Source organism: Klebsiella sp. CN_Kp075 (genome assembly GCF_040065055.2).
Classification (GTDB): Bacteria; Pseudomonadota; Gammaproteobacteria; order Enterobacterales; family Enterobacteriaceae; genus Klebsiella; species Klebsiella aerogenes.
Genome location: NZ_CM198050.1, coordinates 1,009,313 through 1,029,538, shown reverse-complemented (window position 1 = coordinate 1,029,538; position 20,226 = coordinate 1,009,313). Strand labels below are relative to the sequence as shown.

General features: G+C 56.1%; 14 protein-coding genes and 3 tRNA genes. 8 read left to right on the top strand and 9 right to left on the bottom strand.

Going from position 1 to position 20,226, the window contains the following annotated elements:
• Positions 1-8: 8 nt before the first annotated feature.
• From rlmM to gcvA, 3 genes are read right to left on the bottom strand one after another with little or no spacing between them, the layout of a single operon-like run.
• A complete protein-coding gene (gene rlmM, locus ABLV78_RS04945; protein WP_015369947.1) occupies positions 9-1,109 on the bottom strand; it encodes a 23S rRNA (cytidine(2498)-2'-O)-methyltransferase RlmM in 1,101 nt (366 codons plus the stop codon).
• Complete coding sequence (locus ABLV78_RS04940) at positions 1,102-1,497, bottom strand: DUF423 domain-containing protein (protein ID WP_015369946.1); 396 nt, start codon at positions 1,495-1,497, stop codon at positions 1,102-1,104. Before ABLV78_RS04940 ends, rlmM begins: the two co-directional genes overlap by 8 nt.
• Before the next feature lie 43 nt (positions 1,498-1,540).
• Positions 1,541-2,458 (bottom strand): glycine cleavage system transcriptional regulator GcvA, encoded by a 918-nt coding sequence (gene gcvA / locus ABLV78_RS04935; RefSeq protein WP_213197754.1) that lies wholly within the window; start codon positions 2,456-2,458, stop codon positions 1,541-1,543.
• A gap of 432 nt (positions 2,459-2,890) precedes the next feature.
• Here gcvA and csdA point away from each other — a divergent pair, with 432 nt between their 5' ends.
• Positions 2,891-4,096, top strand: a complete 1,206-nt coding sequence (csdA, locus tag ABLV78_RS04930; RefSeq protein WP_047044224.1) for a cysteine desulfurase CsdA — start codon at positions 2,891-2,893, stop codon at positions 4,094-4,096.
• Positions 4,096-4,527, top strand: a complete 432-nt coding sequence (gene csdE, locus ABLV78_RS04925) for a cysteine desulfurase sulfur acceptor subunit CsdE (protein WP_047044222.1) — start codon at positions 4,096-4,098, stop codon at positions 4,525-4,527. The genes csdA and csdE overlap by 1 nt, the downstream gene beginning before the upstream one ends.
• 77 nt (positions 4,528-4,604) lie before the next feature.
• On the opposite strand, the gene tcdA is transcribed toward csdE, so the two are convergent.
• Both tcdA and mltA read right to left on the bottom strand, forming a co-directional pair.
• Positions 4,605-5,414 carry a tRNA cyclic N6-threonylcarbamoyladenosine(37) synthase TcdA gene (gene tcdA, locus ABLV78_RS04920; protein ID WP_047044220.1) on the bottom strand — a complete coding sequence of 270 codons (810 nt, stop codon included), beginning with the start codon at positions 5,412-5,414 and terminating at the stop codon, positions 4,605-4,607.
• Between the two features lie 79 nt (positions 5,415-5,493).
• Positions 5,494-6,591 carry a murein transglycosylase A gene (mltA, locus tag ABLV78_RS04915; protein ID WP_045377497.1) on the bottom strand — a complete coding sequence of 366 codons (1,098 nt, stop codon included), beginning with the start codon at positions 6,589-6,591 and terminating at the stop codon, positions 5,494-5,496.
• Between the two features lie 212 nt (positions 6,592-6,803).
• On the opposite strand from mltA, the gene ABLV78_RS04910 reads away from it, so the two are divergent.
• The 3 genes from ABLV78_RS04910 (at position 6,804) to ABLV78_RS04900 (ending at position 7,124) form a co-directional block, all read left to right on the top strand.
• Positions 6,804-6,880: transfer RNA gene (locus tag ABLV78_RS04910), tRNA-Met, on the top strand.
• Between the two features lie 45 nt (positions 6,881-6,925).
• A tRNA-Met gene (locus ABLV78_RS04905) sits at positions 6,926-7,002 on the top strand.
• A gap of 45 nt (positions 7,003-7,047) precedes the next feature.
• Positions 7,048-7,124, top strand: a tRNA-Met gene (locus tag ABLV78_RS04900).
• A gap of 86 nt (positions 7,125-7,210) precedes the next feature.
• On the opposite strand, the gene amiC is transcribed toward ABLV78_RS04900, so the two are convergent.
• A complete protein-coding gene (gene amiC / locus ABLV78_RS04895) occupies positions 7,211-8,464 on the bottom strand; it encodes an N-acetylmuramoyl-L-alanine amidase AmiC (RefSeq protein ID WP_015703319.1) in 1,254 nt (417 codons plus the stop codon).
• 226 nt (positions 8,465-8,690) lie between these two features.
• Between amiC and argA the strand changes: the two genes are divergently transcribed.
• The 3 genes from argA (at position 8,691) to ABLV78_RS04880 (ending at position 11,749) form a co-directional block, all read left to right on the top strand.
• Positions 8,691-10,022, top strand: a complete 1,332-nt coding sequence (gene argA, locus ABLV78_RS04890; RefSeq protein ID WP_015369939.1) for an amino-acid N-acetyltransferase — start codon at positions 8,691-8,693, stop codon at positions 10,020-10,022.
• A gap of 829 nt (positions 10,023-10,851) precedes the next feature.
• The gene (locus ABLV78_RS04885; protein WP_047044218.1) at positions 10,852-11,157 is read left to right on the top strand and encodes a hypothetical protein; all 306 of its coding nucleotides are present in this window, start codon (positions 10,852-10,854) and stop codon (positions 11,155-11,157) included.
• A 283-nt stretch (positions 11,158-11,440) separates the two neighbouring features.
• Positions 11,441-11,749 (top strand): hypothetical protein, encoded by a 309-nt coding sequence (locus ABLV78_RS04880; protein ID WP_047044216.1) that lies wholly within the window; start codon positions 11,441-11,443, stop codon positions 11,747-11,749.
• Positions 11,750-11,880: 131 nt separating this feature from the next.
• On the opposite strand, the gene recD is transcribed toward ABLV78_RS04880, so the two are convergent.
• The 3 genes from recD to ptrA are packed head-to-tail and all read right to left on the bottom strand — an operon-like array spanning position 11,881 to position 20,140.
• Positions 11,881-13,716 (bottom strand): exodeoxyribonuclease V subunit alpha, encoded by a 1,836-nt coding sequence (gene recD, locus ABLV78_RS04875; protein WP_047044214.1) that lies wholly within the window; start codon positions 13,714-13,716, stop codon positions 11,881-11,883.
• On the bottom strand, positions 13,713-17,258 hold the full coding sequence (gene recB, locus ABLV78_RS04870; RefSeq protein WP_047044212.1) for an exodeoxyribonuclease V subunit beta: 3,546 nt from the start codon (positions 17,256-17,258) through the stop codon (positions 13,713-13,715). Before recB ends, recD begins: the two co-directional genes overlap by 4 nt.
• On the bottom strand, positions 17,255-20,140 hold the full coding sequence (ptrA, locus tag ABLV78_RS04865) for a pitrilysin (protein WP_047044210.1): 2,886 nt from the start codon (positions 20,138-20,140) through the stop codon (positions 17,255-17,257). The genes recB and ptrA overlap by 4 nt, the downstream gene beginning before the upstream one ends.
• Positions 20,141-20,226 lie beyond the last annotated feature (86 nt).

The following is a 20,226-nucleotide window of genomic DNA, read 5'->3' as shown; positions in this document are numbered from 1 at the left end:
AGCGCTGATTAGCGCTCGTCGCGGCGGCCGCCGACCGCCGCCCACAGGCGACGCACATGAACGGTCACTTCTTCACGATCGTGATACAGCTGACGGGCCTGAATCTGCGCGTTAATACCGTGCTCATCAAGCTGCGCCTGGATATAGGCCAGGTTTTGCGACACCTCTTCATAGCGCTTTTTCATCGGCAGCTTGAGGTTAAAAATGGTCTCACGGCACCAGCCGTTCACCAGCCACTGGGCCATTAACGCCGCCACTTTCGCCGGTTTCTCAACCATGTCGCACACCATCCACGAGATGTTGTTGCGGTTCGGACGATAGCGGAAGCCATCTTCACGCAGCCAGGTCACCTGTCCGGTATCCATCAGGCTCTGCGCCATCGGGCCGTTATCGACCGAAGAGACCCACATGTTGCGCTTCACCAACTGATAGGTCCAGCCGCCCGGGCAGGCGCCGAGATCCACCGCGTACATGCCATTCGCCAGACGCTCGTCCCACTCATCCGCCGGAATGAAGACGTGAAATGCCTCTTCCAGCTTCAGTGTTGAACGGCTCGGCGCATCGGAAGGGAACTTCAGGCGCGGGATCCCCATATAAAACGGCGAGTTGTTATTGCTAAAGGAGTAGCCGGTATAGCAACAGCCAGGTGCGATAAAGAACACGTGCACCACCGGACGCTTAGGCGTTTCATAGTTGGTCAGCACGCCAGCTTCACGCAGCGCCGCGCGCAGCGGCACCGTGAACTTGCGGCAGAACTTCATCAGCTCTTTGCTTTCGTTGGTATCCGCGACCTCAACGCGCAGATCGCCGCCCTTTTCCACCACGCCCTGCAGCATGCCGACGATCGGCGTGATGCGGTCTTCCGGCGGCAGGTCGCGCAGCAGTTCGCCAACGACGAACATCTGGCGCGCGAAAATCAGCGAGCTAAATGGCAGATCGCGCACCAGCTTCTCGCCGTCGCCCTGTTGATAGCACTCAAAAATCACATAGCCGGAGTCGTCTTTGACCCGGGCAAAACCAAATACCTCAAGGCGGGCTGCCTTATCGGTAATTTCTGCTGCGCACTCTTTCTCAAACCCGGGGCGACAATAGAGGACAACCTTATTCATGAACAACGCCCTTACGTTTCAGACGAATTGCACCAATTAACATTAATACCCAACCGGCAAGGAAGCAGACGCCGCCTACCGGGGTAACGAACGCCCACAGGCGTAAATGCGACAGCGCCAGACAATATAAGCTGCCGCTGAACAACACGGTTCCCAGCGCCAAAAACACGCTGCTCCAGTAAAACCAGATGCTTATCCGCCGCTGCATGGCGACAGACAGGCCTAAAATCGCCAGCGTATGAAACGCCTGATACTCAAGGCCGGTGTGGATCCAGGCCATTTCGGCCGCACCCAGCGATTTACTTAATACGTGTGCGCCAAAGGCGCCCAGAGCCACAAAGATAAAGCCGCTGATGGCGGCAAAAATCAGCATAAAACGGCTGGTCATGTTGATACCCTACAAAGTCAGTTAACGCCTGGTCATCAGGCCGTTATTGTTCGTAACGAAAGCGGAATTTTTCTTGTTCGCTCGCCGCCTTCGCTAAAATCCACTGGCGGAAAGCGGCTATTTTACCCAGTTCAGCCTGACTGTCATGACAAACAAGGTAAAACGCGTTCTTACTGACCAGAACATCATTAAACGGGCAGACCAAACGGCCTGCTTCAATTTCGGACTGGGCCATAACGTTATTGGCCAGTGCGACGCCTTGTCCATGGATTGCCGCCTGCAGCACCATCGCGCTGTGGCTGAATATCGGTCCCTGTTGCACATTGATATGATTTAGACCCAGTTGCCGGATATAAGTTTGCCAGTCGCGGCGAGAGGCATCATGTAACAGCGTATGTTGCGCCAGATCGGCAGGCGTTTTCAACGCTTTGTCGCCGGTTAACAGCAATGGCGAACAAACCGGCAGTAAATATTCGGCGTACAGTTTTTCAACACGCAACCCCGGCCAATTGCCGCGGCCATAGAAAATCGCCACGTCGACGTCGTCGGCCAGTTTATCTTCCTGACGGTCCACCGCCTGGATCCGCACGTCGATCCCCGGATAAGCTGAGTTAAAGCTTGAGAGTCGCGGCACCAGCCACTGAATGGCGAAACTGGGCAATAAACTAACAGTTAGCGCCCCTTTCGCGCTGCGCGCCTGCAGTTTACGCGTCGCTTCGGTGAGCTGCGAAAAAATCTCTTTAATATCCTGAAAATAGCTTTGCCCCTCTTCCGTTAACAGCAGCGAGCGATTGCGTCGACGAAACAGCTTCAGGCCCAGAAAGTCCTCTAGTGACTTGATTTGGTGACTTACTGCGGCCTGCGTCACAAAAAGCTCATCGGCTGCGCGAGTGAAGCTCAGATGACGTGCGGCTGCATCAAAAACACGTAATGCATTCAGAGGTGGTAATCGCTTCGACATGGTTATTCTGACTGAGATGTTAACGAGTTTTAACAAATAGGAAACAACAGTTAACCTATTAGTTTTTTTTATCTGAGCCATTATAAATTGTCCGTTGAGGTTCTACCAGCAAATACCTATAGTGGCGGCACTTCCTGAGCCGGAACGAAAAGCTTTTTTTGGAATGCGTGTTCCAACAAGCTTTTGGCTTACGGTTGTGATGTTGTGTTGTTGTGTTTGCAATTGGTCTGGGTTTGCAGACCATGGTAGCAAGGCTACCTTTTCACTTCCTGTACATTTACCCTGTCTGTCCATAGTGATTTAATGTAGCACCGCAATGCGCGGTGCTTTTTTTTTCCGAAAAATCACCGTTCTCCCCGCCTCCTCGCTATCACCAGCCTTGCCCTAATGGGGAATTTGCGCGACGATCGTGATATCGATATGAGGAATTCCATGAACGCATTCAATCCCGCCCACTTCCGCGTCCAGTTTCCAGCCCTGGCGGATGCCGGCGTCTATCTGGACAGCGCGGCGACGGCGCTAAAACCGCTGGCCGTAATCGATGCCAGCGACCAGTTTTATCGCCTGAGCGCCGGCAACGTCCACCGCAGCCAGTTTGCCGCCGCCCAGCGTCTTACCGAGCGCTACGAGGCGGCGCGCGAACGCGTCGCAGGCTGGCTTAACGCCCCTTCCGGCAAAGATATCGTCTGGACCCGCGGCACCACCGAAGCTATCAATATGGTCGCGCAGAGCTACGTGCGCCCGCGCCTGCATCCTGGCGATGAAATAATCGTCAGCGAAGCCGAACACCACGCCAATCTGGTACCGTGGCTGATGGTTGCCGAACAAACCGGCGCGCGGGTGGTCAAGCTGCCGCTGGGCGCCGATCGTCTGCCGGATATCGCGCAACTCCCTTCGCTTATCTCTTCACGCAGCCGGGTACTGGCGATTGGCCAGATGTCTAACGTCACCGGCGGCTGCCCCGACCTGCAGCGTGCCATTGCTCTCGCCCATCAGGCGGGAATGATAGTGATGGTTGACGGCGCGCAGGGCGCGGTGCACTTCCCGGCCGACGTGCAGGCGCTGGATATCGATTTTTATGCCTTCTCCGCCCACAAGCTGTATGGCCCAACGGGTATTGGCGCGCTGTATGGCAAAAGCGACCTGCTGGCGGAAATGTCGCCATGGCTCGGCGGCGGCAAAATGATTACTGAAGTCTCATTCGATGGTTTTAAAACCCAGCCCGCCCCCTGGCGGCTTGAAGCCGGGACGCCCAACGTCGCCGGCGTTATCGGCCTCAGCGCCGCGCTGGAATGGCTGCAGGAAATCGATCTTGCACAGGCGGAAAACTGGAGCCGTAGCCTGGCGACACTTGCGGAAGACGAGCTGGCAAAGCGGCCCGGTTTTCGTTCGTTCCGCTGTCAGGATTCGAGCCTGCTGGCCTTTGATTTCAAGGGTGTACACCATAGCGATATGGTTACGCTGCTGGCGGAGTCCGGCATTGCGCTGCGCGCCGGGCAGCATTGCGCGCAACCACTGCTGGCGGCATTAGGCGTCAGCGGTACGCTGCGCGCCTCATTCGCGCCGTACAATACGCAAGATGATGTTTATGCGCTGGTGCACGCTATCGACCGCGCGCTGGAAATACTGGTGGATTAATGATGACCTCGCAACCTTTAAGCGCCGCGCTCAGCGAAGCGACGCTGCGCCAGACCTTCGCCCCGCTGACCCAGTGGGAAGATAAGTACCGCCAGTTGATTTTAGTGGGTAAGAAACTGCCGCCATTAACGGACGCCCAGCGGACGCAGGCGAAAGAGATCGCCGGCTGCGAAAACCGCGTCTGGCTCGGGTATCAGGTTGATGCCGAGGGCAAGATGCACTTCTTTGGCGATAGCGAAGGGCGTATTGTGCGCGGCCTGCTGGCGGTGCTGTTAGCCGCCTGCGAAGGAAAAAGCGCCGCTGAGATTTTAGCGAAAGATCCGTTGGCGCTATTCGATGAGCTGGGTTTGCGCGGGCAGCTTAGCGCCTCGCGCACCCAGGGGCTGCAGGCGCTAAGCGACGCGGTGCTCTCCGCCGCCCGCGAGGGCTAATTCAAACGCCGTCTTCCCGGCTTGCGCTACGCTGAGCCGGGCTACGTTTCTGCGCCGTCCGGAAAAAGTCCCTCAGGCTATCCCCCCTGACGCTGCGCTTTCGCCAACATCTTCTTCAACGCATGGGATACGGCGACAAAACCAAAAGTCGCCGTCACCATCGTCGCCGCGCCAAAACCGGAGGCGCAATCCATCCGCTTCGGCCCTTCCGCCGTGCTTTTCATTGCGCAGACGCTGCCATCCGCCTGCGGGTAGACCAACGCTTCGGTCGAGAAGACGCAATCGATGCCCAGCTTTCCTTTACTATTCTTCACTACGCCGAACTGGCTTTTCAGCCGCTCACGCAGTTTTGCCGCCAGCGGATCCTGAATAGTTTTCGCCAAATCGGCCACCTGGATCTGCGTCGGATCGATTTGACCGCCGGCTCCGCCGGTCGTCACCAACGGCACTTTATAACGACGGCACCAGGCGATCAGCGCCGCTTTTGGCCTGACGCTATCGATAGCGTCGATAACATAGCTAAAGCCCGCTCCCAGGTATTCCGTCACGTTCTCCGGCGTGATGAAATCATCGATCACCGTAACCCGGCACTCCGGGTTAATCAGACGTATACGCTCGGCCATCACTTCCGCTTTCGCCAGCCCAACGTTACCGCCAAGGGCGTGGATTTGGCGATTGGTATTGGTGACGCAAACATCATCCATATCAATCAGCGTAATCGCGCCAATCCCGGTTCGCGCCAGCGCTTCCGCCGCCCATGAACCGACGCCGCCGATGCCGACCACGCAGACATGCGCCTCGGCAAAACACTGCAGCGCCTTTTCGCCATATAAACGCGCCGTGCCGCCAAACCGCTGGCGCCAGGCATCGCTGATTACTACAGACATAAAACCTCAGAATAAAGTAGAGACCCCGGATCCGGCGCGTTACGCGGATCCGGGTTAGAAACATACGGACGTTTAAACGTTAACCGCTAAAGACGCTACCGGCGCCTGGCGCGTTTTTCAGCACCCACACGCGGCCATAGTGGTTATACCAGCCGGCGCGATGACCGGCATCCGGGCCAATGCCCTGGTAGATATCGAAGTGCTGGCCTTTAATCGCCCCGCCGACATCCAGCGCCACCATCAGGCGTAGCTCGTACTGACCGTTAAACTTACCGTTATTATCCAGCAGAGGCACCTCGGCCAGCAAGGTGGTTCCCGGCGGAATAATCGAACGGTCAGAGGCGACCGACGCGCGGCCAATCAACGGTACCGCGCTGGCCCCTTTCACCGGCGCGTAGGACTGCGGTTTAAAGAAGACGAAAGATGGGTTCTGTTCCAGCAGCTCGCGGACTTCCGCTTCGCTATGCTTTTCGCCCCATTCCCGGATCGCCTGCATCGACATATCTTCCCGCTTCACTTCGCCGCGGTCGATAAGCACTTTACCGATACTACGGTAAGGCCAGCCGTTTTTCCCGGCGTAGCTGAAGAAGTTAAGCGGCGAACCGTCGCCGAAATCGATATAGCCGCTGCCCTGCACGTCCATGATGAAGTTATCCATCAGCGAGTTGCTGTACGCCAGAACGTAGTTATCGCTGAGCGCTCCGGCATAGATGCTGGCGCGGGAAGGCAGCTTGCCGTTTTTCGGCGGCATACGGTAAATGGGATACTGGAACTCGCCCTGGCGAGTGTGGCGGGCCTGTACGACCGGGGTGTAGTAGCCGGTAAACTGCACGTTGCCGTAGTTATCGGCACCCTGCATCTGCCAGGCATCAATACCAAACTGGCGTAACGTGCGGGTATCGCCGCCGGAACGCAGCCACTCCTGAATCGCGTTATAAACGCTGCTCTGGCTGTTATAGAGACGCGGAGAGGCGCTACGAATCTGACCAACCTGCTGGGAGAAGTCGCCGGCGTTAATCGGCGCGCCTACCGCATCAGGTTGGTTTACCAATGAAAACGGCTGGGTAAACTTGCCATCACTATATTGCTGACCGCGATCGGTCGGTTTCGAGGAACAGGCGGCGAGCATCGCCAACATCGCCCCTGTCGCTACATATTTTGCCCAACGTCCTTTCATGGTATCTCTTCTTTATTGCTGCTAAGCCTTAGTGCGTGATGAAGATAACAAACCCATGCGGCTAATGAAATGCGCGAAAGCGAGCTGCAGCCCAAATTGTGTAAAAATCCGCCCATCACTGTCTACTTAGTCGCCATTTTTTACAAAATTGACGATTTCTACGAAAAAAGGTTGCATCAGAACGCTAGCGGAGTATAGTGCGCTTCCACGGACGCGGGGTGGAGCAGCCTGGTAGCTCGTCGGGCTCATAACCCGAAGGTCGTCGGTTCAAATCCGGCCCCCGCAACCAATTAAAATCTGAAGTAAATCTACTTGATGGAAGAGTAGACGCGGACGCGGGGTGGAGCAGCCTGGTAGCTCGTCGGGCTCATAACCCGAAGGTCGTCGGTTCAAATCCGGCCCCCGCAACCAATTACAATCAGAAGCAAATTTACTCGATGGAAGAGTAAACACGGACGCGGGGTGGAGCAGCCTGGTAGCTCGTCGGGCTCATAACCCGAAGGTCGTCGGTTCAAATCCGGCCCCCGCAACCAACACAATGAACACCCTCAAGGGTGTTTTTTTGTTTCTGTCGTCCGTAGATACCGCTACAAAAAAAGCGCCCGAAGGCGCTATTTTTTTATCCGCGTCTGGCCAACGTCGCCCCATCGGCAAAGTAGGCTTTGATCCCCGCCAGAATCGACTCCGCCACTTCCTGCTGGAATTTCGCGGTCTTCAGTTTACGCTCTTCTTCAACGTTACTGATAAAGGCCGTTTCGACCAGAATCGAAGGAATATCCGGCGCTTTCAGTACCGCAAAGCCCGCCTGCTCCACCTGATTTTTATGCAGCTTATTAATATTGCCCATTTTTTGCAGCACCGCTTTACCAAATTTCAGGCTGTCGGCGATGGTCAGGGACTGCACCATATCGAACATGGTGTGGTCAACGTAACGATCGCCGCTCTTGCTCACCCCGCCGATTAAGTCCGAGGCGTTCTGCGTTTGCGCGAGGTATTTTGCGGCGGTACTGGTAGCGCCCTTGGTCGAGAGCGCGAACACCGAAGAGCCGCTCGGCTGACGGCTGGTAAAGGCGTCGGCGTGAATCGAAACGAACAGGTCGGCACGCTGCTTCTGCGCCTTGGCGACGCGCACCTTCAAGGGAATAAACACGTCTTCGTTACGGGTCATAAATACCTTCATATTGCCTTCACGCTCAATGAGCGCGCGCAATCGACGGGCAATCTGCAGCACCACGTCTTTCTCACGAGTACGGTATTTACCAATCGCGCCGGAGTCTTCACCGCCATGGCCGGGATCGAGCATGATAACGATAGGACGATCGCGCCCGGCTTTCCCCGGCTGCGGCCCGCTCTCTGCCGGCGGTACCTGACGTTCCAGATCGCCTTTGTTGTAATCTTCCAGCAGCGCCAGCAGCGGATCCTGCACATCGGTGGCCGTAGAGGGATAAAGATCCATCACCAGACGCTCTTTAAAACCGGCGACCGGCGCCAGCGCAAACAGCTGCGGCTTAACGTTTTGTTTCAGTTCAAACACCATCCGCACGGTTTGCGGGTCGAACTGGCCCACGCGCGCGGATTTAATATACGGGTCGTCGTCGCGAATCTGCCCGCCCATCCCTTTCAGGACCGAGTTCAGGTTAACGCCTTCAATATCAACCACCACTCGCTCAGGATTGCTTAACGCAAACTGCCGATATTTCAGTACATGATTGGATTCCACCGTGACGCGGGTGTAGGTCGACGACGGCCAGATACGCACCGCGACAACCTGCGCGGCGGCGGCCAAACCGACCGGACTCACACTCATTAACCACATGGCGCCCGCCCCTTGTAAAAAACGACGGCGGCTTAATCCCGACTTGTATCCCGACATGCCACTCCCAAGCAAAAAAACGTGTTTGAAGCCAAAATGAACAGATTGACCGGAAACTTTAACCAAAGCCGCATAACCTGTCATCTATAAAAGGGTAAACAAACTTTGACACCCAAGGTTTTGTCACAATGTTTTCGCAAATTAGTGACAAATTAGGGGTTGCGCCACGAAGCAAAACAGAATAAAAATACACTTATTACGAATAATCATGCATTGAGGGCTTGTCATGGTGAAGGAGCGTCGCACTGAACTGGTCGAGGGATTCCGCCATTCTGTTCCCTATATAAACGCGCACCGGGGAAAAACGTTTGTCATCATGCTGGGCGGAGAAGCCATCGAGCATGATAACTTTTCCAGCATAGTCAATGACATTGGCTTATTGCATAGCCTCGGTATTCGCCTGGTAGTGGTTTATGGCGCGCGCCCGCAAATTGACGCTAATCTCGCGGAACACCACCACGAGCCGGTTTACCACAAGCAAACCCGCGTCACCGACGCCAAAACCCTTGAGCTGGTGAAGCAGGCCGCCGGTATGCTGCAGTTAGAAATTACCGCCCGCCTGTCGATGAGCCTCGGCAATACGCCCCTGCAGGGGGCGCATATCAACGTGGTGAGCGGCAATTTTATTATCGCTCAACCTCTTGGGGTCGATGATGGCGTGGATTACTGCCACAGTGGCCGTATTCGCCGCATCGACGAAGAAGCCATTCATCGCCAACTGGACAGCGGCGCAATCGTGCTCATGGGCCCGGTCGCGGTATCCGTCACCGGCGAGAGCTTCAACCTCACTTCTGAAGAGATAGCCACCCAGCTGGCGGTAAAGCTGAAAGCTGAAAAGATGATCGGCTTCTGCTCGTCGCAGGGGGTCTACGACCAGCATGGCGAGATCGTTTCCGAACTGTTCCCTAACGAGGCGCAGGCGCGGGTAGAGGAGCTGGAAGCGGAAGAAGACTATAATTCCGGTACCGTACGCTTCCTGCGCGGGGCGGTGAAAGCCTGCCGCAGCGGGGTGCGTCGCTGCCATTTAATTAGCTATCAGGAAGATGGCGCGCTGCTGCAGGAGCTGTTCTCACGTGACGGTATCGGTACGCAGATCGTCATGGAAAGCGCCGAGCAGATCCGCCGGGCAACCATTAACGATATCGGCGGCATCCTCGATCTTATCAGCCCGCTGGAGCAGCAAGGCATTCTGGTGCGCCGCTCGCGCGAACAGCTGGAAATGGAGATAGATAAATTCACCATCATCCAGCGCGATAACACCACCATCGCCTGCGCCGCGCTCTATCCATTCCCGGAAGAGAAAATTGGCGAAATGGCCTGCGTAGCGGTGCATCCGGATTACCGTAGTTCGTCACGCGGCGAGGTACTGCTGAGCCGGATCGCCGCCCAGGCGAAGCAGATGGGGCTCAGCAAGCTATTTGTATTGACCACCCGTAGTATTCACTGGTTCCAGGAACGCGGCTTCACCCCGGTGGATATTGATTTGCTGCCGGAGAGTAAAAAACAGATGTACAACTATCAGCGCCGTTCGAAGGTATTGATGGCAGACCTGGGCTGACGGATCCCCCGGATAGCGGCTTGCGCCTTATCCGGGCTACGGTTCGGTAGTCGGTTGGTAGCCCCGGTAAGCGTAAGCGCCACCGGGGGAGGATCCCCGGATAGCGGCTTGCACCTTATCCGGGCTACGGTTCGGTAGTCGGTTGGTAGCCCCGGTAAGCGTAAGCGCCACCGGGGGAGGATTCCCGGATAGCGGCTTACGCCTTATCCGGGCTACCCGATTGCAAATAGGCATATCCCACGCCTTCAGGATAGTCATTTTGTTCTATCACCGCCGCATCAGTGACAAATATTCAGCATCCGGGCTTTATTCCTGGTTTAATGCCGAGGTATATCTTTATCACTGCATCAACGCTATGCTCCTTCCTAAAGAATAAAAAAACAACACATTATTGATAAGCATGATGAATAATGCATAAATCTGATAGCTGGATTATTAATAGATCTCAGACGGTTGTTTCCATCATTGCTATATACCCATGGTTAATAATATTGATTACACATATTAAACACAGCCTCGTGCCCTACAATTTTACGGAAGATGGATTACATCTACTGGTTCCCATCACCGTATTATCTATTATTAACCTTGCGCTTTCGCTTATCACTATTGGATGCATGAGCGTTTTTACATTGCTAAAACCAAGAAAGCTAAAAATCTATTTCTGCGCAATGAATACCATGTCACCACTCTGGCTATACCTTTATATTTAACAGCAAATTACGACATATATTTATTTTGCATAGATTCAATAACACATTAAATAAACCCGGGTAGAACGCCATAGTCAATTCTATTAGAGAGCCGTCCCAAAAGATAAAGGTTAACAATGAAAAAGAAAACCAACGCAATTACTAAAAACATCAAGAAAATTACTGCCGTAATTTCGATTTACCCTTGGGTCTTACTGCTTTTAACCATGATGAGCAGTGGACCAGCCTATGCAGCCTTTTCCGCAGCCCTTATAACGGTCTTTTTATTTATTATTATATCCATCGTCAACCTTATTATTTCAGTAGTAATTATTGTTATTGCTGACAGATCAACATCACAGACACCCATAAGCTATGTAGCCTATTTTTTGGCCATGAACTCTGTTTCTCTGCTCTGGCTGCTACTTTTATTTGCTTATTAATCAGAGGTGAAGAGCGTATTCAGCCCAGCCCGAGTCCGGCGAAGATTTCCGCCAGACAGCTCTCAGGCGTAGCATATGGGACTCAATAAGCCGTTTGTGCTGACCACCCGCTGCATTCACTGGAGCCAGGAGTACGGCTTTACACCTGTAGGTATTGATTGGCGACCGAAGCGCACACTTTCCAGGATGGATACGATGCTCCCATTCGATATACTTAGATTCTTTCCCGTACGGTCAATTTAATGGGCAATTCAGCCTGACCACAAAAGGAAATAGACTATTTATGGATAATTCTGTCAACTGGTTTACCCGTAATATCAGCATCATTGTTATCACGCTCTCTATATATCCCTGGCTGCTGCTATTCATTCTGCACCTGAATGGTACGTACAAAGGAACCGTGTTTGTACCAGCTTTCGAGGTGGCTATTTTTGCTTTCATGCTCTCTGTGTTTAACCTTATCATTTCAATTATTTTCATAACCTTCACATATATATTTTCACCCTCAGTTGCACAAAACGCCGTGGGACGTTTCTTTGCCATCAATTCCGTTTCTGTCGTTTGGATAGGTTTACTTTTATATTTCATTTAATGAGGATAACCATCCCCTTTCCTTTGCGCGAATCAAAACATCTTTGCCACCTGTTCCATACTACCGCGGTGGATTATGCCTTTAATTACCGCCTATCAGCTGCCGGGTACTGAACCCGGCAGATTCAGGTTTCACTGAGCAGCGAAAATCTCCGCCAGGCCGCTGCGCCGCTCGGTCCGCGTCACGATGGCCTGCGCCAGTACCTGCTCGTCGGCATAAAGCGACAGGCGCCGTTTGGCGCGGGTTATCGCAGTATAAACCAGCTCGCGGGTTACTAGCGGTACGCTACGAGAAGGTAAGATCAGCGCCGCATGATCGAACTCCGACCCTTGCGACTTATGCACCGTCATTGCCCATGCGGTATCGTGTTCCGGCAGGCGGCTTGGCTGCACCGATTTAATGCTGCCGTCCGGCATCGGGAACCATACGCGTAGGTCGCCGTCCCGTTCCAGCGCAATGCCGATATCGCCGTTAAACAGCCCCAGCGCGCTATCGTTCCGGGAAATCATCACCGGACGGCCATCGTACCAGCGTGAATGGCGCGGTAGCGTTATCGCCCGCTTACGGTGGAGCATCTGCTCCAGCTGTTCATTCACGCCGCTTACCCCGTAAGGCCCTTCACGCAGCGCGCACAGCAGCTGAAACTCGCCGAAGGCGGCAATCATCTGTTCCGGCGCGGCCTGCTCGCGGCGCAGTTGCAGATAACGGCCGTAGCCCTCCTGTGCCGCCATCAGCATCGCTTCATACTCCTCGGTAGTGCTGAGCGGCCGCAGAACGATATCGTCAAACGGCTGGCGTAACGTCGCTTTCACGTCCGCACGCGCACCGGCGTTGACCGCCCGCGCCAGGCTGCCAATGCCGGAGTGACTGCCAAAGCGGTAGCTTTTTTGCAGCAGACATAGACTATCGCGCAGCGCTCCGGCCATCTGCCCCTCGCCCGCCGGCACCGTTGCGCCAGTCAGCCGCGACAGCTCTTGCGCTCGCGCCGCGGTATAGCCGGATGTCGCCCAGGCACAGATATCGCCAAGCACCGCACCGGCTTCCACGGAGGCAAGCTGATCGCGATCGCCAAGAAAGATCACTCGCCCGTGCTCCGGCAAAGCATCAATCAGGCGCGACATCATCGGTAGGTCGATCATGGACGCTTCATCGACCACCAGCACATCCAGATGCAGCGGATTACCAGCGTGGTAGCGCATGCGCTGACTACCGGGCTGCGCCCCCAGCAGGCGATGCAGGGTACTGGCATCGGCGGGAATCAGCGCTTTTTGCTCCTCGCTAAGCGGAAGTTTTCTTAACGCCGATCCCAGAGATTCTGTCAGGCGCGCTGCCGCTTTACCGGTCGGTGCCGCCAACCGAATTCGACAGCGCGGCGTGTCGTTAATCTGAATCAGCGCCGCCAGCAGCTTCGCGACGGTGGTGGTCTTGCCGGTGCCGGGGCCGCCGGAAATCACCGAAATGCGCCGGGTCAGCGCCACCGCCGCGGCAACTTTTTGCCAGTCGATATCGTCGGTTGCCGGAAAGAGTTCATTCAGGGTTGCCATTAGCCGCCCTTCATCGACCTCCAGCACCCGGTTCGTCTCATTAAAGAAGCGGGCGACGGTGAGTTCATTACGCCACATGCGGTTCAGGTACAACCTGTCGCCGCATAAAATCATCGGCGTCGGTTCGTCGCCGCGGCTCACCGCTGACGAAGAAAGCAACAATTGAGGCCAGTCCTGGGGCGCGCCGGCCATCGCCAGCAACTGGTCGCGGATCTCGCCGGCCTTGCCGCTTAGCGCTTCTTCAGCGTTGAGGCGCGACAGCGGCAGACAGACATGCCCCTCGCCGGCATCCCGGCTCAGCAGCGCGGCGGCCAGCTTCACTGCCGGAGGGGCATCCTGCGCCACCATCAGCGCAAACTGTACGTCCAGCGGCCGCAGCAGACGCTGCTCGGCGGCGGCCAGCAGCAGTTCATCCATGGTCATGAGCCCACCTCCTGAGTAACACCGGCAAATAACGCATCGAGGCCGTCAATCAGCGGCTGCGCCGGGCGGGTGGTGAAGATCCCCTGCCCGCCTTCCTGCCCGTCCATACCGCGTAAAAAGAGATAAATGACGCCGCCAAAGTGCCGTTCGTAGTGATAATCGGCAATACGGTGACGCAGATAGCGATGCAGCGCCAGGCTATACAGCTGGTACTGCAGGTCATAACGATGCAGGCGCATCGCCTGGGTCATCGCCTGTTGGGTGTAAGCTTCGCGGTCTTCTCCCAGCCAGTTAGATTTGTAATCCAGCAGGTAATAGCGGCCATCGTGACGAAATACCAGATCGATAAACCCTTTCAACATGCCGCGGACCTGGCGGAAATCGAGCGCCGGGGTATCAGCCGAGAGCGGATCATAGCGGCGGATCAGCGCGTCCAACTGCAGCGGATCCAGCGGTTGTTCAATCGGTAGATAGAAGGCCATTTCCACCTGTTTATCCCGGGCGCCCAGCTGATTCAGGGCGATTTCTGCCCCCGGCAGGCGTGTTCGCAGCACGCCGTCCAGCCATTCGCTCAACACCGGCGCCCACTCTTCGCCAAAACCGTGCAACTGTAGTTTTTGCGCCATCCAGTCAACCGGTACCGGCTGACTGAAATCGAGATCCTCAAATAGGCTATGCAGAAATGTCCCCGGCGACGCGCCGCGCGGGAACTGATGAGGCGTGAGCTGCGGCTCTTCCGCCACCTCGCCCACGCCCGCGGCGTCGATATCAAGACGCGGCAGCAGATCCTGACCTGCGCTGGAACCATGCTGCTGCAGGCCGGAATAGCTGGTCACCCGCCAGTCGTCCATAACCTGGCGTTCAAGGGTCCGCGCCGAAAGCGGCGGCAGCGCGTTTTCCGGCGCCTGCCACGGCGTCTGGTCCATGCTATCGGGAAGGCATAGCGCAATATCATCGCTGCACAATGCCTGTAGCCGCGCGGTTAATCCCGCCGCGTCCATCGGCTCGCCGTCCTGCAGCAGACGGCCGAGGGCGCTGTGATGAAAATCGCTGTTGCCAGGTTTATCGCTACGGCGGGTACTTAACGGCGCAACCCCGAGGCTGCAGTGCCACACCGCGCGGGTCAGGGCGACGTACAACAGGCGTAAATCCTCCGCCAGGCGCTCGGCTTCCGCCAGCTCAAGGCTATTCTCCCCTTCTCCAAGGTCGAGGACCGCGGCAAAGGAATCGCGGTCGTGATAAAACGCCTGATCCTGTTTACGAAAGCGCGCGATAAATGGCAGCCAGACCAGCGAATATTCCAGTCCTTTTGATTTGTGGATAGTGACGATTTGCACCAGATGCTTATCGCTCTCCAGACGCATCTGCTGGCTGGAAGCATTGCTGTCCGGTTCGGCGATATGTTGCGTCAGCCAGCGCACCAGCGCGTGCTCGCTTTCGAGCTGATTCGCTGCTTCTTGCAATAATTCGCTGATATGCAAAATATCGGTCAAACGGCGTTCGCCGCCGTGGGTCGCCAGCAGGTTTTCGGCTATATGACGCGCCCCCATCAGCGCGCGCAGCATCGGCATTACGCCGCGCTGGCGCCAGATCTGCCGGTATTCACTGAACTCCTCTACCAGCGCATCCCAGGCTCGTTCATCCTGATTGAGGTTTTCGATATCCTGCGCGTTAAGGCCAAACATCGACGTTGCCAGCGCGCTGCGTAGCGTGTTTTCACGCTCTGGCGCCAGTACCGCCTGTAGAACCCACAGTAATTCCTGCGCTTCCGGGGTTTCAAAAACGCTGTCGCGGTTTGAGAGATAGACCGACGGGATTGACAAGAGCTGCAGCGCATCGCGAATAAGCGCCGCTTCGAGACGGTTACGCACCAGCACGGTGATATCGGAGGCGCGCACCGGCTCAGCGTTTTCGCCACGCCACAGCAGCGCGCGTCCCTGCTGGCCGGCGCTGAGCCAGTCGCGGATCTGCGTCGCGCATAATTGCGCCATAAAGGACTGATAATCGCCAGAACCGACGGCTTCGCCAGGCATTAACCACATGTTCATCGCCGGGATCGGCTTCTCATCAATGGTAAAGCGCAACGTCTGATTTTTAGCGGCTGGCTTCACCGGCAAGAATGGGATCTCGCGGAACATGAATGGATTATCACTCAGGCCGAACAGACGATTAACGCTCTGTACCATGCCCGGCGCCGAACGCCAGTTGGTATCCAGCGTATAGTGGGCGGCAACGTCACCGCGCGCTTTCATATAGGTAAAAATATCGGCGCCGCGGAAGGCGTAAATCGCCTGTTTCGGGTCGCCAATTAACAGCAAAGCCGTATCCGGCTGGCGACGCCAGATGCGGCGGAAGATACGATACTGCTGCGGATCGGTATCCTGGAACTCATCGATCATCGCCACCGGGAAACGCTGGCGGATGGCGCTGGCCAACGCTTCGCCGCTGTCGCCGCGTAGCGCGTCGTCAAGACGGCTTAGCATGTCGTCAAAGCCCAGTTCGCCTCGACGCCGCTTTTCGCGGGCGACCGCTTCGCGGATCTCGACCATCGCCCTGGCGATAACCAGATCGTTTAAGGTCAGCGGTGAGGCAAGCAGCGCCTCTACCGAGCTGAATAGCGGATGCAGAGGCGGTTCGCCGCCGTCTTTGGTGCGCTCAATGAGGAACGGTTGCGAGAATTTTTCCAGCGCATCAGGCAGCTGATAACTTAGCGTTTCTTCCTGCGCCCAGGCGCTTACCTTTTCGATCCACTTGCCCTGGTTACCGCGGTTGAACTTGCGGCGATCGAGCCCTGAGCTTTCCAGCACGTTTTCAATTTCACCCACCTGCTCCCGCCACTGCTGCTTCAGCGCATTGATACGTTCCAGGATTTGCTGATGGCGGCTTGCCAGCGTCTCTTCCGCGGGCGGCGGCGATTTTAGCTGCGGCGCTTCGCCCTGCAGCCAGCGGTCTATAGCCTTGAGCAGATCGCGCGGCCCTTTCCATTGTTCATGGATCACGGCGGCGATATCGCGCGGCAGCGGATAGCAGTGGCGACGCCAGAAGTCGGCGCAGGCCTGATAACGCAGGCGGGATTCGTCTTCGATCAGTTGCTGTTCAAACAGCATGCCGGACTCGAAGGCGTTGAGGCTCAGCATTCGCTGACAGAAACCATGGATGGTAAAGACCGCGGCCTCGTCCATTTGCCGTTCCGCCAGCAACAACGTTTGCGCCGCCTGGTTTTTATCGGCAATTTCCGCAAGTAGAGATGCGTAGAGCGGATCGCTGGCGCTTTCGCGCAGGCAGGCAATCCGCAGCTCGTGGATATTACTACGGATTCGCCCGCGCAGCTCTTCCGTCGCCGCTTCGGTAAAGGTCACCACCAGCAGCTCTTCCACGCTGACCGGCCGGGGGAAAGCGGATTCGCCCCCCAGCCCCAGCAGCAGCCGGAGATATAGCGCGGCGATGGTAAAAGTTTTTCCGGTGCCCGCGGAGGCTTCTATCAGCCGCTCGCCCGTCAGGGGCAAGCGGAGTGGGTCAAGAGACTCAGCGGTTTCGGTCATTCATTCTCTCGCATCAGGGGTAAGGATTTCTGCAATGCGCTGACGCTTTCCCATACCTTGCCGCCTTCAGGGGCGGCGTATTCCGCCTTGCCGTTCTGGCTGCCGGAAACCTGGGATAACAGTGCCATGCCTTGCGGATCCACCACCGTCTGATGGAAGAAGTCGGCAAGTTTTTGCGGCGTCAGCAGTTTAATCTGAGCCACTACTTTATCACGTGAATCGAAACGCATATTACCGCGATCGAAATCTTTGCTCAGCTTTGACGCTTCTTCGCTCAACGTTTGCGGCGCCTGCAGCATCTGGCTAATCGCCGCCTGCTGGATCTGGGCAAACTCTTCCGGCTTCATCGCCCGCAGTTTGGCTTCCGCCGTCGGGAAGAAAGCCTGGAAGCGCTGCCAGAGGAAAGCAGGCTGTTTATCGCTACTCTGTAGCAGGAAGCCCATCCCCCACTGGCGGCCAACATTCATTGAGAAGGCAAATACCGCATAGCCGAGTTGTTCTTCAGTACGTAACTGGTTGTAGAACCAGGGCTGAATAATCTGCCCCAACAGTGAACTGGCGGCCATGCTGCTGTATTCATCGACGTTTGGCGGCGCGAAAACCGCCGCCAGCGCGGAGTCGGTGCTACTGCCTGCTTTTTCAAATATCGCCAGCTGTTTGCTGTCGATCAGCACGTCTTTGTTGCGACACCACTCGTTACCATCGGCGCCAAGCTGTTTTTGGATCTGGCGGGCCAGATCGGTTGACTGCCGGGCGCTCATGTTACCGATGACCAGCAGCTCCGGCCGCCCCCTGGCTTTCAGGTTATCGCGATAGTTAATCACCTCTTTCAGAGTGATTGACGGCAGCAGCGCGCGGCGCGTTTTGCGCTCAAAATAGGGTACCTGCGACAGCATCTGAATCGGCATAATCGCCTGATCATAGGCTTTGCCTTTGTCCGCCGAATCCATCATCTGGGCATACCAGGACTTCGCCTGCTCAAGCTGCTCTTCGGTCGGCGTATAGCTAAAGTAGCCGTCCAGCAGCGCGGTAAAGAGCTGCGGCAGGCGCTGGGTATAGCCGTTGGCGTTAACCATCAGACCGTTGTTGGCGCCGGTCGAGAAGCTGATTCCACCTACCGCGGCCTGGTTGCTGAGCTGGTCAAGCGCAATGCCGGCCAGATAATCATTCAGCGCGAACATCACCTGCCGGCGCGCGCTGTCCATCGCCTGCGGGTTACGCAGCACCAGAGAGACGTCGGCCTTCGGTTCGCTGGCAAAGTACTGGCTTGGGGCATACACCACGCGCAGCGTCGGCTCATCGACGATAAGCTCCGGATGCGGGTACGCCTTATCGCTCTTAATCAGCGTGAAATCATCCGGAATATACGGGTTCAGCGCCGGCAGCTGCAGCTTGATGGCCGCAGATTTTTGCTGCCAGTCGGCGAAGGTCTGGGGGCTAATTTTATCAACCTGGTAAGGCGCATTGACGAAATAAGCGGTTTTGTTGTGCGGCTCATTCGGGCTGATGTACCAGATACGCGCATTTTGCGGGGTCATCATCGCCAGACGGTCTTTAATCGCCTGGGCATCATAGCGGTCGGCGATATTAACCACGTCCAGTACGTGCTCTACCGGCACGCGAATCATGGTATCGGCCAGCCACTCCACATAATCCATATCGCGGTTAATCGACGGATAGCGGAAATCGAGCTCCAGCACGTGGGCTAACTCATCAAAGTAGCGCTTATCAATACCCTGAGTACGCAACAAATTCAGGTAGCTGAAGATTGCTGCGGTAACTTCATCGCGGTGCGCCAGACCTTTATCGGTGAGGGTAGCGGAGATGGCCAGCACGCCGCTATTGCCGTTGACGGCCGGATCGGAATCCGCGCGAATCCCTTCCGCTAGCCCCTGCTTCTGCAGCCAGTCGGATAAAGTGCCGGGGCTGCGGTTGCCGATCATATAGGTCACCAGCTCATCGGTCTTGCTGCGGAACTGAGCGCTGTTGTTATCAATGCGGAACTCAACGCGCAGAACTTTGCGCGGCATCGCCGGCACGTAGTGAATCACAATGCCCTTCTGCGCATCGGTCACAACCGGTACGGTAATTTCCGGCTTGCTGATGTCGTGGTTTGGCACCCGCCCGTAGGTCGCGGCGGCAATGCTTGCCAACTCAGGCAGTGGCTTATTACTGTAGATGACCGCCTTCATCAGGTTTGCCGAGTACCAGCGGTCGCGGAAAGCGTGCAGCGCATCAAGCACCGGGCTACCAGGCTTATCGCTTAGCGTATCGAGGTTACCGCCGGAAAATTGTGAAGCCGGGTGCGCAGGGTTGATGGTTTCAGCGCTCACCTGCGCCATGCGCATCCCGTCCCGGGTGCGCGCCATGGTCAATTCGGCGTTGACCGCGTTACGTTCGCGTTCGGCATATTTTTTATCCAGCAGCGGCGCGGCAATGGCATCAGCCAGCCGATCGACGGCGCCGTTGAGCGCGTCATTTTCCACTTCAAGATAGAACGCGGTGCGATACGGCGCGGTGCTGGCATTATGGCTGCCGCCGTGCATTTTGAGAAATTCAGCAAGGCTGTCAGGCTGCGGGTACTTCTGCGAGCCCATTAAGGTCATATGCTCGAGATAGTGCGCCAGCCCTTGATGATCGGCCGGATCCTGTAATGAACCCACCGGCACCACCAGCGCCGACAGCGATTTCACCGCCTGCGGATCGGATACCAGCAGCACGACCATGCCGTTTTGCAGGCGAATGGCCTGATATTGACGGGGATCTTTTTCGCTTTTACGAATGGTTTCCTGAATCGGTTGCCATCCGGTGTCTGCCTGACTTAACGGCGCCCAAAGGGCGACCACTACAACAAGAACTTTGAACCATAAACTGCGGGGCATTCACGGACCTCATCATTAACAAACTTCGCGCTGCATAGCATCAGCGTGGATACCCATCATCAGGCAAAACGCCATCTTCAAGGTAT